Origin of the sequence: Ruminococcus flavefaciens, assembly GCF_900119075.1 — a bacterium.
Classification (GTDB): domain Bacteria; phylum Bacillota; class Clostridia; order Oscillospirales; family Ruminococcaceae; genus Ruminococcus; species Ruminococcus flavefaciens_Q.
Window position 1 is genome coordinate 37,691 of record NZ_FPIP01000004.1, and the last position, 18,028, is coordinate 55,718.

At 41.5% G+C, this 18,028-nt stretch carries 7 protein-coding genes; all 7 read left to right on the forward strand.

The features are described 5' to 3' along the window. The first annotated feature begins 5 nt into the window (after positions 1-5). A complete protein-coding gene (locus tag BT105_RS07180; RefSeq protein WP_072300097.1) occupies positions 6-11,021 on the forward strand; it encodes a hypothetical protein in 11,016 nt (3,671 codons plus the stop codon). A 918-nt stretch (positions 11,022-11,939) separates the two neighbouring features. After that, entirely contained in the window at positions 11,940-12,815 is an 876-nt protein-coding gene (locus tag BT105_RS07185) for a hypothetical protein (RefSeq protein ID WP_072300098.1), read from the forward strand. 432 nt (positions 12,816-13,247) lie between these two features. Next, positions 13,248-14,348, forward strand: coding sequence for a hypothetical protein (locus BT105_RS07190; protein ID WP_072300099.1), 1,101 nt, complete (start codon positions 13,248-13,250; stop codon positions 14,346-14,348). 203 nt (positions 14,349-14,551) lie between these two features. Further along, on the forward strand, positions 14,552-14,863 hold the full coding sequence (locus tag BT105_RS07195; protein ID WP_242940100.1) for a hypothetical protein: 312 nt from the start codon (positions 14,552-14,554) through the stop codon (positions 14,861-14,863). 423 nt (positions 14,864-15,286) lie between these two features. Then, complete coding sequence (locus tag BT105_RS07200; RefSeq protein WP_072300100.1) at positions 15,287-15,631, forward strand: plasmid mobilization protein; 345 nt, start codon at positions 15,287-15,289, stop codon at positions 15,629-15,631. After that, the gene (locus BT105_RS07205) at positions 15,631-16,917 is read left to right on the forward strand and encodes a relaxase/mobilization nuclease domain-containing protein (protein WP_072300101.1); all 1,287 of its coding nucleotides are present in this window, start codon (positions 15,631-15,633) and stop codon (positions 16,915-16,917) included. Before BT105_RS07200 ends, BT105_RS07205 begins: the two co-directional genes overlap by 1 nt. Next, positions 16,859-17,200, forward strand: a complete 342-nt coding sequence (locus BT105_RS07210) for a hypothetical protein (protein WP_072300102.1) — start codon at positions 16,859-16,861, stop codon at positions 17,198-17,200. The genes BT105_RS07205 and BT105_RS07210 overlap by 59 nt, the downstream gene beginning before the upstream one ends. Positions 17,201-18,028: the final 828 nt, after the last annotated feature.

Consider the following 18,028-nt stretch of genomic DNA (forward strand, 5'->3'; position numbering starts at 1 on the left):
GAAAAATGAAAAAACAGAATAATCTCCCTATGCCCTCTAAATGGCATAAGCGGATAGCAGCGGTGGCAACGGCAGCTATGATGTTGCTTTCCAGTACACCGATCAGTCCGCTGTATGAGACATTCAGCGGTTGGATCAGCAACTTCTCGATCACTGCAAAAGCTGCGGAGGAAGATTGGATTTTGGCAGAAGGAGAAACTGTATATTCCATTACATCTGCCGATCTCTTGTCAAAGTATTCTGTTGCATATCATGTGAATCCAATAGGGCATCAAAATGATTCCGTTGAAATCAATATGTCCCAATCCAATCCGACAGACAAGGTTTCCCCATTTTACAGCCTTGGAGAAGGCCTTGTTAACGGAACAATGACAGAAGTTCCATTTCGTGGAACAATCACGATAAATCCCCTTACCGACAGTTATATAAATATCGATAAAGCATTATTCGCTTCAATAGGTGAAGAAGCTGTGATAAGAAATGAAAGTGTATCAACCGTGGATGATGGCGAGGGTGGAACTGTGACTGTCTATAGCCCTCGTCCCTTGTGGATTAGCAGAACATCGGCAGATAATCCTACTGAACCTATATTCGCAAAAAAAGTTGTAGCTAAAGCAAATGGTGCTACAACTTCTGGAGCTGATGTAGGATGGGAAATCGTAGCAAAAACTTTCTTAATCAACGGAAATCCTGTTCAATCTACAGTATCCGGCTTGATTGGTGAGATTGATAGTGATTGTACCGTCAAGGTTTCTTTTACAGATGAGCGCTGCATGAATGTTGTCTCTACGGAGAGCGCAGGCTATATCTGCGGTAAGTTGGGCGATCGCGCATCGCTGGAAATTGGAAGTGTCACCTCAAGTGGTGTTACGGTTTCCGCAAGCGGCTCCGGAAAACACGCAGGTGCTATCATCGGTGAAATGGGCAGCGGTGCAGCATTGAAGCTGCCCTATGACATGACAAGTTTCCCCGTTACGACTGTTACGGCATCTGGTTCCAACGGCTATGCCGGCGGTATCGTTGGATGTAACACTGGTGGTGAAATTGCTTTTACAGGCACAAAGGGAGAAACAAAATATACGGTCAATCAGGAGATCAACGGCAAAATTGGCTCTGGTGGTATTTTCGGATACTATTGTCCCGCATTTACAAACAGTGCTGCTGCACTTTCTTATGATGACATCAATGTTGACTGCACTTTGAAGGGCGCAGGTGGTTCAGGCGGTTTGTTTGGTGTTCTCTATAACAGTAACGGAAGCATTACTATTTCAGATACCACTGGTGATGCAAATCATATCACAGTAAATAATGCAGGAGCAACTGCCAACTACGGCGGTTTGATTGGCTCGTATTCTGCCGCATCTTTGGATGATACATTGACAATATCTAGCGGCTGCACTTCTAAGCCGAGTCAGGGAGGTTCATCGACCTATTATGGAGGAGCAATAGGAACGGTAGCCTCTGCAGCTTATGTGCGTCTAAATGGTTTTTCGACGACCGCAGCGAATGCCGCAAACTTTGGTGGTGCGGTTGGTAATGCAGATGGAGCATTTATTGATGTAAATGGTATTACTGTGTCTGCCAATGAGTTTACCGGCGGTGGAGTAATCAATGCGCTTGGAAATGGCGTCCTTAGAATGAAGGGAGATGTAGACCTTTCCGGTGCTAAGTCCAAAAGCGGTCAGATTATCAATACACGCGCCAGTGGTTTTGCGTTCTTTGACGAATCTGGCTGGACATTGAAACGTAGTTCATCTGCTGCCGGTGTAGACGATATTGCTTCTTGGGGGGAAGTCGTTCGCTTTGGTTCAACCCTTACACAGAGTGATGTGCTTGATAGCTTCACTGATGGCGACCATACTGTTATATTGAAAGCAGCAGTTACTTCTATGAGCAGTGTGGTTGATTTTGCAAGAACGGCTTTGAACATCCAGCATAATACTGGGGATATCACTAGTGGTGTAATGACATTTTCTGGAGACAGTAGCAGTACACTGCTCGGTACAGATCTTTCGCTCAGTACTTCCCTGACTGCGCCTCTTTCACTTGCAGGAACAGGTATTCAGGGATTGACAAGAGATGACGCAAGCCAGACTTATACAGCAAAATTCGATGGTAACGGTAAAACACTTTATCTTGCGATTGGTGAGGCATACGGAACCAGAAAAAGTGGAAATAATTATCCGGATGTTGCAAAGGATGCCGCTGGCAGCGGTAAGATCTACAAACACAGCAATGTCGGTTTGTTTGGAAAAACAAATGGCGCAACGATCCAAAATGTGACTTTAGATGGAAATATCTATGTCTGCTCTGCGGCAACACAGAATGTCGGTGCAGCAGCGGCAGAAAACGAAGGCGGTTTCACAGCATATGGCGTGACCGTCAGCACTGCTATGCATCACTCTGGCGGCAGTCAGCTCTGCATGGGTGGTCTGCTCGGTAAATCTACAAGTGGAAGCATTACAATTGGCGGAACTGGCAATATTGACAGTACCAGTGTAAGCAAAGCTTGTACGCTGAAGATGGATGTTTCCGGAACAAATTCGAGCAACAGTACTTGTATTGGTGGTGCTGTCGGATTGATTGACAGCACAGCATTTACAGCATCTATCAATAATGTGACAGTTTCCGGCACAATCAAAAATACTGCCCCTAAACAGAGACAGGAAATAGGTGGACTGATTGCTTATATCGAAGCCGGCACAGGAGCAAGGGCACTTACCCTTGATTCAATTACTCTAAGCGGACTTACAGTCGAAGGCGGAATAGTTCAGACATATGATGATAAAGACAAAAAAGACTATTTGAAGGATGCTCTCAGCATAGGCGGCTTGCTGGGATATGGCTGGTATGATACCACTGTATCTCTCAATAGCGTAACTGTGTCTGGCACGCCTGTGATCAGAGCTGATGTTGACGAACTGAATGGCATTGATGTAGATATGGCGGGTCTTGTCTATGCAGGCTCCGGATCGTGGACTGTAGGGACTGTAACCATACCGAACATTTCAGTGGTAACCTATAGTACCGATGAAACACCGGTGCAAACAAATAACATTAGGTCTTTTGGCATGATCGTTAATCGCAGTTTCAAAATCGGTGGAAATGCCCTTTACCTTGTTCTTCCGGATATGACCACCTATACACTTGGAACTTCATCTGCTGTTCTTTCTCAAGTCACGAATTTTCCGAGTTTTAACAGCACGACGGTTTTTGATGAGCTTGTGGCTTATAGTGCTTTCTACGCTGAAGATGAAGCCGGTGTCCGTGCATCAAAGATTCTCGAAAACGGTCAGGGCATCGTGTCCATTCGTACAAGAGGCAATACCACTTCTACTGTCAACAATGTCATGAAGACCAACACCTGCAACACCTATCAGAATCAGGTTATAGCAGGAACAAACGGAAGCCTTAACATGGGTAACCCGAATACGCGGTATTATTATGACCTCGATCTTCTTCTGACAAAAAAGGACAATGCGACTGCCGCAACTCCAACTGCTACTTTAACAAGTTCCGATAAGCTGATGCTTTGGAGTTTAAATCAGTATGCTCATACCAGCTTGAAGGAAACGGGAAAACCGTTTGCTTACAATCCCTTTTCTGATAATGCGATTGCTCCAACTGGCTCCCAAACATTTGATATGGATGGCTACAGCTACTATCCTGTTGATGTGTCTGGTGCAACGATTAAAGGAACATTCAAGTTGCATAATGAGGAAATTGAGACTGGCGAATCCGCAGCCCCAACTCCTACAGACGGCTTTGCTAGGACAACACTGGTGGATTCTGTTTCGGCATTTTCTACTACTCCCTACACACAGCATCATTTGATACAGAACGGCATTTTTCTGAATGTCAGCGGTAATATTACAATAAATGGCGAACTGAAGCTGCAAGGAACAATTGGTGCGGACACATATGACAGCACAGGCTCAGGCGTACTGATCTGTGGAACTTTTGCTGGCGACTCAGACAACACATATACATTTGAGTCAAAGGATGGAAGTATTGTTTTAGACGGAATTGCTGTTCATAATCTTGTTACGGGAAATTCCCAGCTCTCTTATGCGCCTTTGCTAATCAATCGAATTGATAGCTATACTGTTATTAATATCAATCATGTTTCCAATACGGATTCAGCGGTATCGGGTCAGACCGGTTATCCGAATGGAAAACTTGCAGCTACAAGTTTGATTGGCAAGGCAGGTAAGAAAACGAACGAGGAAACATCTCAGTATATCAAATTTAAGTTTTTCGATATCAAGCTTGATGCAAGAGAAGCAGATCTCGATGACAGCACAGATAATGCCGCATTGACATCCGCTTATCACACTACCCGCTCTATTTTTACACGTGCTACTTTAATAGAAGAGTATGTATATACTGGTGGTGGTTCTTGGGGCGAATACAATTTCAAGCATTCGGATGACTGGGGCAGTTCCAGTAATGGTACAAGAGATGTCACTTATGGAAAGGAAATTGGCTACACATCAGGTACGGGAGAATTTGGTGGAAAGGAGAATCGATATTCTCAGGAAGATAATGCGGTTGAAGGAACGATTCCATATTATGTACGCCCAGACAAAGATCCTTCTGTTGAGGCAAACAATACAAATTCTCTTTTTGCAGATTTCGGTACAAAATTCCTGCCGTATGTGAAGGGGGGATATGTAGCTGCTGATAATAAGCATCAAATCAAGGTCAATCACGGTACACCTCTGCTTACTGGATGTGGTACGTATAACGATCCTTATGTCATTACAAGTGGCGATCAACTCTGCACCTTTGCTAATATATTAAACGGAAATCACACCAATGCGGCAATTAATATACCTATAAATGGAACAGATCGAGACGATAAATGGCATGGAACAAACGGATGCCAAAAATACACATGGAATGGTTCGAGTTTTATTGGAGCAACATCCGGTTCTTTAAAACAAGATGTTGTAATGAAGTATGTTGCTTCTGCATATTACAAGTTTGATGGCGATTTTGATATTCCATCATCCTTTGTTGGATTGGGAAGTAACACTAATATTGGTTATGTTTTCCACGGAGTGATTGACGGAAACGGAAGTACGGTTGAGAATAAAAGCGGTGTACCGCTTATCCTTAACAGCAGCGGAAGTGTTGTAAGAAATCTTACAATTAAAGTGAAAGCTGAAAGTGATATTATGCCTTATGTAAGGTTAAACAATTCATCAGTTGCTACAACTTTCGGATTAAATTCAACATTGGAAGCTTATGGCGCGGTTATTGGTAAGATTCATGGAGGAGATAACATTATTGAACACATCACTGTAGACTACTCTACTTTTTCAAATCGCATTAAGCTCACTAACACATATGCGAAAGATACACCTGTTGGCGGATATGTTGGTGTTGTGATTGCCGGTGCAGTGATTTTCAAGGATATGAAAACAATCAGTGCAGCTAGCAAGGACGGCTTGCCGGGAGCGAAGGTTGTATACAATGATGGCGAAACCGATACGAGCGGTCTCACAACGAATCCTGATTGGCTTTATGTCAATCCGATTATCGGTAGAGTCATTAATGGATACGCTGTAACTGAGAGCGATGCCTACAGACCATTTGAAAGTGGAGTTCGCTGTCAAAATGATGGTACTACGATTGATACATATTGGATCAGTGGTTCGGCATCAAAGACGGCACCCAACAATCAAGCTGGAACAGATCGCGTGACCATGCATAATGGTACTAAGAATTATTCCATTACCGACATCGTGAAAGAAACAGGTTCCGGACAAAATTTAACGCCTTATCCAATGCTGCAAATTGGATTGTATGGCGATGTAGCTGATGTTACCTCTGGCACTAATTTGACACAAAAGACTACGGTTACATTTCCAAATGCACAGTCTATGTTTATTCTTTCCTGCTTGATGCAAAGCGGCATCACCAGCAGCAGTTCTGATTCGTATAGCTATAGTAATGTAAGTGCAGAGAGTTTCAAAAGTTATGAAGCTACATGGCGACCATCTCGTTTGGCAGACTATGATAACATCGGTCATAAAGCGGCAGATGGCTCAGTAATCACTGATTCAGCAGCTTATGAAGGATATGATGATTATTTAGTTGCGAAGGATGTCACAACGATAACACCATATTTGGTTAAAAACTATGTTGCTGAGGATACCGGCGCTTCGCCTAAGTATCGTAGAAACGGGGTTTTCCGTGTCTCAAATACCAATACGGTATGTGATATCGGTTTTTCAGGTGATGCTGGCACATGGTATTTACCTGACGGTTTCAGAGGGCTTGGGAGTGTTGCATTTAATGTGTCCACTAATGCTAATACAGCATTATCGCAAGTTAAGAATATGACATTGAGTGTTAACAAAGTGAGTGGTTTGATTGGAACGCAGGTTGTTAACTTAAATCTTAATATGTCCATAAAGAATTATGAGACTGGATTTGAGAATTATAAACCTTACAGTAATTCCGGATTTGGCTTGTTTAATATTATTCGCCACAATCGCACAGATCAAACCCCCGCTGGTGCTGTTCCTACCAATCTAGAGAATCGAACAGATGATGATTATAAAATCATGTATCTGGATATCTCCGGAAAGATTGATTATGATGTTATCCACTCTAGTGGAACAATGGAATATAACCGATCCAATGTCTTGGGTGGAAGCGCCATTAGTGCCAATTATATGCACGCAGGTGGTCTGGCTGGCTATTCTGGTTTCGAATCAACTGAAAACCTTAATGTTGAACACATCGGAATTGATGGCTTGACAGTCAATGGATTCAAAACGGCAGGTGGTATTATCGGTTATATGAAGATGGCCAATAGTAGTGACTACTTAGCGACTATCTCCAACATAAATACTGATGAACTTACTGTCACATCCAAACTCTATGTAGGAGGGCTTGTTGGATATACAGAGCAGATTGGAATAACTATTGACTCTGTTGAAATAACAACTCCAGATATTCGCACCTACTTTATTGGCAGCGACTATAACAATGGAGTGGGCGGAGTGATTGGCTATGCAGGTAGCAATACTGGCAACAAACCTATCACTATAAGCAATGTAACTATTGGCGACTATAATGCAAGCGATAATGCTTTCATTGGGAGAGATAGTCATGTTCCGTTATACGATAACGATACCTATAATAAAATTGCAACAGGTGGAATCATTGGAGAATGCGATGCTAAATCATCAATTACCATTGATATGTGTAGTGTCTACAATACAAATATCTACGGTAATAGAGTTGCTGGAATAATGGGGCATAGCGGCAGTAATGGTAGTATTACTTTCTCAAATGTCGAGGTTAAAAGTAATCAAAATTCAGTTGTACAAGGAATGACATATTCAAGTGATCTAACGAGCAGAGGCTGTAGCGGTATTCTCGGATACATCAGTCTTGGTAGTAGCAAATATGTCCACTTTGATCATTGTACATTAGATGGTTATAAACTATCATCATATAATGATACAGGGGGCTTATGCGCCAATTTGCAAGGAAGTGGTGGTACAGCAGAAATCAAAAATGTCCAATTGAACAATGTTAAATATGAGTCCAACTATGCAGGTGGGATGATAGGCTATTTAGATGTCAATACAAACGGGTACAATATTCAAGCATATAACTTACAGTTTAAAAAATATGATACTAATAAGGATTATTTAAGAAAAGGTAATGCCGTATTGGTTGTCAAAAACCAAAAGACTATTAAGGTTGTAGGCTTTTCATGGCAAAATACAGGGACATTAGCACCGGGGTATGATTATTCAGATCGAATTACAAGTTGCTATAACAAACCCGAAGTTGAAGATAAATATCACTATGGGACAAATGGCTATGTGATCTTCTCCGACTATCAGGGCACAAGTTCCACCGAGCAGATTAATGACTGGTATTACTATCCATATGAAAAACCCATTTATGATGAAACAACACTTGTTGTAGAAGACGAGGAGAATATGGAAGATTATAACGAATACAATACATTTTCACCTGTAAATGAATATGCAATCACATCACCTCATAGCGGATATGAAAATGTTTCTATCAACAGTCATAATTCTGTGGAACTTCCTAAAGCCATCACCGATAACGGCGTAGAAAAGGTCATCACAAATAAAGACGGAGAGGTAATTACCTATAAAAAATACTATCCTATTGCTCAGAACTTCCCGTTTGTTACCTCCAGCCCGTTTATGAACATCGGCGTACAATCAACGGATGAAGATCATAGTAATAAAAAGCATATGCAGTTTCTGACCGGTGACGGTGTGAGCAGCTTGTCTTATGAAGAATCTGCCGCCTATGCTATTCTGCGTGATCTTCAGTTGTCAACTAAGCCTAAAAACTACTATAATAAAGTAACTACTACGCAACTTACAAAAGGCATTGCCGCATTTGACACGCTTATCTCTACTAAATACACGACTTTCAAAACCATTACATCTACAGAGTACCCTGATGAGATGGATGATTTGAAACTTGATTTCCCTGTACTTGTGGTTGATGATAACGATGGAACCACATTAACATATATGCTCAACAATTATCTTCGTGTTCTCACAAACACAGACTATAATTTCGCCGCAAATAATAAAACGGATGTATTTAACCTCAAACTGGCAAAGTGTACATTCAACACGGACACGTCCAAATTTGATGTGACATACAACACTAGCACTACACAAACTGATAATTCTTGCCTGTATGTTGACAATGGCAACTTTGCATTCAACATTAATCGGGTTGACAGTGGCAAGGCTCAGTTTACTTTGATTGATGTGGAATTCTATGATCCTGCAACAAGTGGAGACAACAAAAAAGTTGCCTATCATCTCTATGTTCCCGTATATGTCAGCCAGATGTTAAAATTTGATTATCGTATTTCTTCTAAGTCGGGTTCAAGCTATAAGTTGACTCAGTACACAAATGATCGAGGTAATGCTACGCTTGAAAACGTTGGAACGCCCATTACGATAGAAGCACGATATATTTATCAGCGTGAACTTTCCGAGTGGCAGAAAGCACTTGAAAACGGTGAGAGTATTCTTCGTACCTATGATAAAGTATGGGATATCAATGATAATACACATAAGGGATTTCCTGCGGGTACTAAAATGATTCTTGTTGATCCGAATCAAGGAAACAAGGCGTTTTACAGCACGTTAAATGATGGTCAGGTTTACGGAACGGGAACTGGTGTTGTAACAGATCAGAAATATCTGTATTCTTCAGAATTAACTGACGAACAGAAAGCTGAAGCGGAGGTGCATAAGCTATATCTCAATAACTTTGTTTCGCAGGAAACGGAAATTGTGGACGGAAATACTGTCAATAAAAAATTCACTTCAAATCTCTTCAATAAGTATCTTGACATAACTATGGCAGGTGATTCTACTGGTAAGTTTATTGAAACTGATGAAGAACACGCTACATTTACTGCCAAGCTCAATGGCGCAACAAAATTCTTCAAACCTAAGGGCAGTGACAGCGGTACTACATATAAAATCAGTAGTATCGCGTATAGCGAGGATGCCTCAACGGATACATTTGATGGCAAGCAGTATTTAATTGAAGATTACTATGTTACAATCTTTACGCAAAAAACAAATGATGAAACAATGTACCACTATGCATTTATTGCACCGGATGATTTGGGAGATATTAATTATCCATCACGTTATACAAGATTGACAACAGGCTCATCGAAAGAGAATACTCGAATTGTAACTGGTAATCTGTTTGAATTTGTTGATGCAGAATTAACCACCACAATCAAGGAGGGTAGCAATGGCTCATACAGCCCTAAGAGCGCCAACGATGTTGACATTGGCTCTGTAATTACTGTAGATGTGACCAATAAAATATGTCTTACAGATCAAATGTATAATAATCGCTCGTTCCTTGATAACCCCACAGTAAAAATTAGTCAGATATTTATGTTGTCGATGAATAAACAGACTGGCATAAATCAAACTAGCCGCGGTATCGAAGCCAAACCTGCTGTTAAGATGAATGTTTATAATGTTGGAACTCATGATATTAAAACAGAAACAACACGATATGCTACTACAAATCCTAATTATGATTTGAACTATATCTATCTTGGCAATGGTCAGGATTTAAGAGTCATGCTTCGTAATGCAACTCAGACTGACGGTGTACTGATCCATGCCAACTTTGATTTGAATTACTCAAATACGGGAGACATTGCAAACCAGTATCCACAGCGTGAAGAGGCACAGCTTGATGATGAGACTATTGGAACATGGATTGGTTGTAATTCTAGTATTGCATCGACAGAATCAGCAGCAATCGCAAGCAAAATGACAATGTATATTGATGAAAAAACAGCTGATAGTACCAATGACCGCAATCTCTATTACAGCCGTTCTTCTTCCACTGCAAGTCTGCTTTACAGTTCCGATGATTTTGACGGAAAGTATTCAGGCGGTAATCTCTACGATCAGCTTGGAATCAATGCAAAGGATCTACCAACTACTGTAACGGGTAATATGTGTCCGATGAACACGGTAGTGGTATATGATGTGTCAAAGTTGATGAGTATCATTGATGATTCGGCTGGAGTGGAGCTTACATTCAGGCTTGTGAGAAAAGATGCAAACGGAAAGTATACGCAGGAGCTTGATATTGCTGATTATTTGACAGATCCAACGTTCAAAACACTGACTGTAACGAAAGATACTACAAACAGTAACAGCAAGATTTATACCTACAGATTTGAAAAAGCAAATCTTGCGGGCGTGTACAATGGCGGCGTATACACAATCCCCATCGACTTCACAGTAAAAACTAATTTCTCAGGCACTGACCTCACAGATCACTACTACTCCAATTATAAGGTGATTGTGAGCGCAAGCCTGTATGAAATGAAGGACGTTGAAGTAGAAGGACAGACAACGCAGCAACCTGTTCAAATGAGTGGTACTATAGTGGATGATCATCTCATCTACACAAACGCAAAAATCGACGAAAGCGTATTCGACTAACACAACTCAAAAGAGCGACTCCCGGAAGACATTACTATCTTCCAAGGAGCCGCTCTTTCTTTATATCTACCGATTTAGTGATTAAAACTATAATAGTATGTATATCCGCAGCAAGCGTGGACTACTTCATACCTAGCCAAGCTTCATGATTCACATTATCTCATTCACACTTTTTTCAGCTATACTCTTGACAGAGGAAATATCTTCCCTTATTATTTAAAGATCAAGCTTTCGAAAATCGATAGCACTATCATCAACATTGGCGACAGCTTCTTCATTGCCTTATTTTGGCCGTTAAAAAATATTGTTGAGAAGTCCTTCTAGAGCTGCTCTGTCCATTTTTCATGATGGAACGGTAAAGGTTTCGATCTAGTTCAAACTTTTCGTTGGAGTTTGTATTTTGAGTTTTTATGATTAATCCATTCCGTATTATATTACTGAATGTATTATATCGTGCTATTTATTACCAATTAATTGATATAATATGTCTTTATATTTAATTAGAAAACATATATGTCCAAATGTGAACTTTAATATATGGCTAATAATAGGTGTCTGTACTATCTGGCAGGAGATATATAAAAATTATATATCTAGAATTGAGGCGCAAAATATAAGAATATAAAAACAAATATGAGAGCTATATATAAATGTATATTTTGATGGCGCTTTTTACTGATCTATTTAAATATAACGTCTATTTTAGAAAGCTGTTTATTATAAAAAACTTGTTTAAGTATGAATAAACAATATAGATTGACTCAGGAGTATTTTTGGATTAATAATCGATATATACCAAAAAATCATAAGTAGATGGTTCATATTAATACTCTGTATATGGCACTCTATAGATCGCGTAGAATAGCCTAGATACTCACAATAAGTTGTATCTTATGAGGTTGATACGCGTGGTTTACCATGAACAAGACCGTTACCATTACAGGTATGGAAATGAAGACAGTAGTTGACAATAACCTTCTTGTTGATAACGCAGCTCCTACACATGGAGGTAGCTGGTCAGCAGGTAACTATGCAACTAATGATACTACTTTTGAGAACAGCAAGACACAGACTATTAATACAGCAAATGTTGTTGTTCCAATGTCTTCTGTAGATGGAAAAAATTTCTTCTACACATTGAAAGATAATGTTGCTGGTAACGGTGATGCTTTATCCGATACTTATACTGAATATACGAATGATACAGCGTTAAAGACAGATTATGCATCGGCTGATACAGGTTATTTAGATTATCATTTTGTTCTTAAGGCAACTAATACCACAAATGCTGCTGCTAAACTTATAATGAATGATTTGACTTTAACTTACAGCGGTACTACTGATACAAATAAGGCTTTCAGAGTTGCTGTCTTTGCTGAAAAGTTTGAGACAGCAACAGTTGATGGCGCGAAGACTCTTCCTAATGTTAACACTATGACGTTAGCAGATATTGATTATAAGAGGATATTTGCCCCCACAGGAGCAGCTAATTTTACATCTGGTCAAGCAGTTAACGCAACTAATGGTACTGGTTCAGTAACATATGCTTCTGCTGCAACTGATGGTGAAGTGGCAACAGTAGCTGCAAATGCTACAGAGTATTATGAAGTAATAGTACGTATGTGGATTGAGGGAGAAGATCAGACTTGTAAGGTTGAAATGTTCAAAGGCTTAGCAAGTGGAAGCTGGGCACTTAGCACTGGTTTTACTCTTGATCAAACTCAGGCAGGAGTTTCTTCTCTTACAATGGCAACAACTCCTGCAAATAATGGTGACGGCAATGGTGGTAACTAATCACTAATCACTAATTCCTCCCCTCTAAATTAGCTTCTCATAATAATTCCTCCATAAAGGGTTTTAAAGACCTATCCGATATGCTTAAAACCGTCGGTGGATCGGCGGCTATGAATAAGATTTTAAGTCATCATAGGTTCCTAAAGCCTCTATAACATAACAACCCCCTCGCGGAATGTGAGGGGGCTCTGTTTTGCAGGGATATGTTTTTCTATATGCCTCCAAAATTTTATTGTTAGTATATATGAAAAGAAATATACGATATGTATTTATTTCGAGGCTAAAGTTAAGATTATTTGCACAAACATTACAAATGGTAAAGACTGTTATTGTCGATTATGTCCATTGAAAATGATATAATAAAGTTGGGATACTATGCGCTAACAGGCTAACTATGCCCTTTAGCAGCTTCTTTTAAAGGTGGTGATCACGGTGAGCGCTAAGGCTTTTGATGCTCTTTCTAAGTCCTCAGATGTCAGCTCGGTACCTCAGACTGCACAAAGTCAGGTAAACCAAGATGATGAGGACAGAAAAAAACTTTTAGCCATTCGTAAAAGAAATCTCATTCGCTTCGGCTCCCTCGCCGTGCTCGCCTTCGTCGTCTGGCTGTTTGCTACTATTGCGTGGTTTACAAGCAATCGCAGTGTTGAAGGATCTGGAATGCAGATTAAGGCGGGCGGTATGCCGTTTGAATTGAAAACATCAGGAACAACGGCTTTGTATCAGACTCGTACCAATGAAATATTTCCTAATGCGCCAAGTGCCAGCACTACTTCTGGCGGAAATCCAACAATAAGCTGGCTTGTTAATCAGGGATCGAATATAAATAATTATAACGGCAGTGATAAAACTTTAAAAGAAATAACGAAGATCGATTCATCTGATTACGGACTTGGTCCCGGAAGCAACGGAATACTAAAATTTACTGTTGTCCCAACAAATCCTGATGCTCAGCTAAATTTAAGATTCACCACAGTTCTGAAAGGATATAGTGCTGATTACGATGATGATGGTTATGAGATTGACACCAAGGCATTAACGGATATAAGCGACGAGAATATCAATCGTTATCTAAGTGGTCATATTTTATTCTTTTATGAGCTTCGGGACGGAAGCAATACAAATATTGTGATGATTGAGAATAATGAATTTGAAATGTCATTTACCGGAGAAACAGAGGTGACCTTATATTGGGTATGGCCTGAAACGCTTCGCAACATTCTTAATAGAAACATAACAGGGCTTGACGACAGCTCTGCTCAGAACGAGATCAGGAAACTGCTGTTTGCACATCCGGAGTTGTTTCTCGAGAGAACCGGTACTCCGTCTGATAGCAGTAAGCCTTATGATGAAATATCAATAGCTTCATTGACCGATGAAAATATATCAAGCGTTTCTGAAGATATACTTACAACGACCAAAAAATACGAAAAATACAGTGGTTGGTATAACAATGCCGATCAAACATTAGGCGATTCTGTATCGTATGTTTCTTTTGAACTTACAGCTGAACTAAACAACAGTATAGAATAATTATGTGTCAGATCATTTTATGAGAGGGTGAGAAAGTTGAAAGACAGAATGGCAAAGATAAAGAGTAAATTCAATAATTTATCAAAAGTGCGCAAAGCTGAAATTATCATTGCAACCATGCTTTCTCTGACTTTCATAATAAGGACAAGATTAAGTCCACCAACGTGGCTGCCATTACGGCGGTGAATGACTACTTTGACCGTATGGGGAAACTTGCTGACAATCCGTACTTTGAGACACGACAGCGTGAGGAGCGTTTCGTGGAGCAGATCGTGTCTGAGGTGGGCAAGGCATTTATTGCCGAAATGCCGAATTTTCTTGCAAGCCTGATGCTGAGCCTGAACAGCAGTTACCCTGTACAGTTCAATGAGATTCGAGCTGTTCCCATGGGGACAATGGACGGCAGAGGATATGCCGTGAGCGGCAATCCGAGCGCCACGGAGGGCTTTGAGAACGCTGACAACAGCGAAAATGACGATTATTCCGGTATTGATTTCGATTTTATCGGCGGTTGATATTGCTTGAAACAGCTTTACCGCCGTACATATAGCGGAGTATTACAACAACAGCAACAAACCAATAGACAGGGGAAAAATCGGAGATATAACGCAAAAATGCCCGATAGCATTTTATGCGAAAAGAGAAAGCCTGTAAATATCACAGAGGAATTTGCAGACTCGAACGCAATCGGCGGAGCGAATTGCTTATGAAAAAACGGCTTATCGCCGTGATGTCTTGTAGAAACAAGACCGTGACCCGTCGGATTGCGCCGGGCAGGTAGCACCGATGTAGTGACACATCGGTCTCCCTGCTCAGAGGGCGTGTCTCGGCTGTCGCCTCGGTCGGTGCTTCTGCCTTCGGCAGAGGTGTCCACCGGACACCCGCACCCCCCTCCGAGACCTTCCCCAAGAGCCGCATAGCGGCAGAAAGGAGCGACTATGCCAAATCGCAGGCGCTATCACTCGATCAGTCTGAAACTGATTGACGAGGAGCTTCAGCTCTGGAATACCAAGCATAAAGCCAGCGGTCTGAGCAAGACCGACTATCTGATTAAGGCGATTCAGGACAGCGAGGTCAGGATCTACAGCGTTGCAGATGACATTGCACCGCTTATCCATGAGATTCGCAAGATCGGCACGAACCTCAATCAGCTTGCCTACTACTCCAACATTGGACAGGATAGCAAGGTGAGAGCCGAGATCGGGGCTATCCGTCAAGCCAATGAAGCCGTCATGAAGCGGATACTTGCATTTCTGGATAATCCGAAATTTAAGGTGAAATAATGTTCGGAAATGTCAACGCAGATTACAAGCCCTGCAAATCGCAAATACAGCTTGACAGGGCTTCACGGTATATGCTGGGCGAGCTGCCCGAACAGCAGCAGGCAGGTGTCATAAAAACTGCACCGCACCTATGCTGGGAGATGAACTGTGACCGCAACATTTATTCCTGCGACATACTCACCACACGAAAACTGTTCGGCAAGCGTGATAACAAGCGGACAAACCTTGCGTTCAAGATGTCGCTGTCGTTCTCACCCGATGATAATGACAAGCTGACCTATGAAGAAGTGTTCAACATCGCAAAGGAGTTCGCAGAGAAGTTTTTTGACGGTTATCAGGTAATGTTCGCCGTTCACACCGACAAGCCGCACAAGCACGTCCATTTTCTTGTGGGCAACTGCCATATCGAGACAGGCAAGGCATACCGCCGAAGTCAGAAGGACTTGCAGACCATGTGCGAATTTTTCGGGGAGCAGTGCATGAAGCGAGGTCTTACCAACTCTGTCCGCAAGGATTATTATAACGATGATCCCGACCGTGACAAAGAGACATTTGCCGAGAAGCAGATGAAAGCAAAAGGCAAGGAAACATTCAAGGACGAGCTTCGGAAAGTCATCAGAATTGAATGTGCTGACCCGAACAACCGAACTTTAGAAGATGTGGTAAATGCCCTCATGAAGCATTATCATGTGGAATGCTGTGTCAAGGGCAACACCATATCCTATCGTCACCCGAACTATACCGACAAAAGAGGTAAACTTGTCTCGGTCAGAGGCAGTAAGCTAGGTGACAAATATACAGTGAAAGGAATCAACTATGAGCTTGGAAAGATTAGGCGAGGACAAGAAGCCGACAGAGCCGAAGCCCTCACCGCCGACACCACCAAAACCGCAGACAGAACCCAAACAGCAAACGGCGTACTTCACACGGGAACAGATGATAAAAGAAGCGGAGCGTATCCGCAGGGAGTACGAACGCTCGAACAAAGTACAGAAACAGGAGGCAAGACCAATGGAAACCAAGAAACAGGCGGCGCCTTTGCCGGAACTGGGCGCAATCGAAACGAGAGTTCGGGAAATGGCGGAGGAGATCGGAGTATCATCGGTGGACGCTCAGAGGGACGAGAGGGTTCTCCTTCTGGTAACGGCAACGCTAAAGATGTGCCAACTTTTGAAGAACTATTCGACAGCTATAAGCGCCGAAATACAAAGGTTGTCAGAACATCAGATGCAGAACCTGAGCCTGCAAGAGCAGTACGCAAAAAGCGTCAGGACAGAGGTCTCTGACTGTGTTTACAACATCTATCATCAGGTCAAGGCTCAGGAGAAAGAAGCCATCAACGAGCTGATGCAATATGTGCAGGCAAACAGCGATCAGATGGAGAAGGATATTACCGCCTGTGCAGGCAAAGTAAAATCGGCGACCGAAGCCGCCGAAAAAGCATCAAAGCATATAAGTGAGTCGGTAAAACGTTTCTGCACTGTCAGAACGATAGGCGATCTTCTGTACTACGCTGCTCCTGTTGCTGTGATGATAGATGTGCTGCTGAGGCTATTTGATTTTATCTGATGAATCGGATTCATCGATGTCCTCATCATCTTCTGTACAGATTCAAGAACGCGCAGTTATATAATACCGCTAAGTTTGTTTGACAATGACGGACGTTATGATTTTGTTATTCCTGTTGAATTCGACGTCTACAGTGGAAATAATTCCAATTTTGAGCTTCGCACTCCGCAGGGAAGTAAGTATTCAAATTACCGCGTTTACGTGACGGTAGGCTTGCTTGATGATAATAAGCAACCTCTTCCTGATTCTGCTGCGAATGACTGGATAATCTATACAAACACGCTAATAAAACGTGACATCATTACTCCAAGAATCAATAGCAATTCTAGTAATGAACAGAATGGCGATTAAGCGTACAAAATGGGGCGAGAGTTGATCTCTCGGCTCTTCGCTTAAATATCAAAGGAGAAAAAGCCAGAGATTGCAACCAAGAATCCTCGAGTTGTAAAGTTCCTTGAGATACTGCAGCAAAATACGGATATGTAACATCCCATAAGCACAAATGAACTCTGTGCTAAACTTGTCAAACTCGGGATACATATCGACCGACGAACAATAAGATTTTATGAGATGGTACTTCGAGCGTGCAAAGGAAATTGAAAACGGTCAGGATGCGCAAGACATAAATCGTAAAGATTAATACAAAAGCGGCTCTACGGAAGTACTTAATCACTTTCCAAGGAGCCGCTTATTCTTTAAAACTATATTTTTATACCCGAATGATATAAGGCGCATGATCGGAGGACAGAGAATTATAAGAATCATGGCAGTTTTGCGAGATAATAATGAGCAGTTTTTACCGCTGCACCCTATTATTTACATTTTGTC

Excerpts from the sequence above, each read along its gene's own strand:
- BT105_RS07180 (WP_072300097.1), top strand. The coding sequence starts at position 6 with ATGAAAAAACAGAATAATCTCCCTATGCCCTCTAAATGGCATAAGCGG.
- BT105_RS07185 (WP_072300098.1), top strand. The coding sequence starts at position 11,940 with ATGAACAAGACCGTTACCATTACAGGTATGGAAATGAAGACAGTAGTT.
- BT105_RS07195 (WP_242940100.1), top strand. The coding sequence starts at position 14,552 with ATGGGGAAACTTGCTGACAATCCGTACTTTGAGACACGACAGCGTGAG.
- BT105_RS07200 (WP_072300100.1), top strand. The coding sequence starts at position 15,287 with ATGCCAAATCGCAGGCGCTATCACTCGATCAGTCTGAAACTGATTGAC.
- BT105_RS07205 (WP_072300101.1), top strand. The coding sequence starts at position 15,631 with ATGTTCGGAAATGTCAACGCAGATTACAAGCCCTGCAAATCGCAAATA.
- BT105_RS07210 (WP_072300102.1), top strand. The coding sequence starts at position 16,859 with ATGCAGAACCTGAGCCTGCAAGAGCAGTACGCAAAAAGCGTCAGGACA.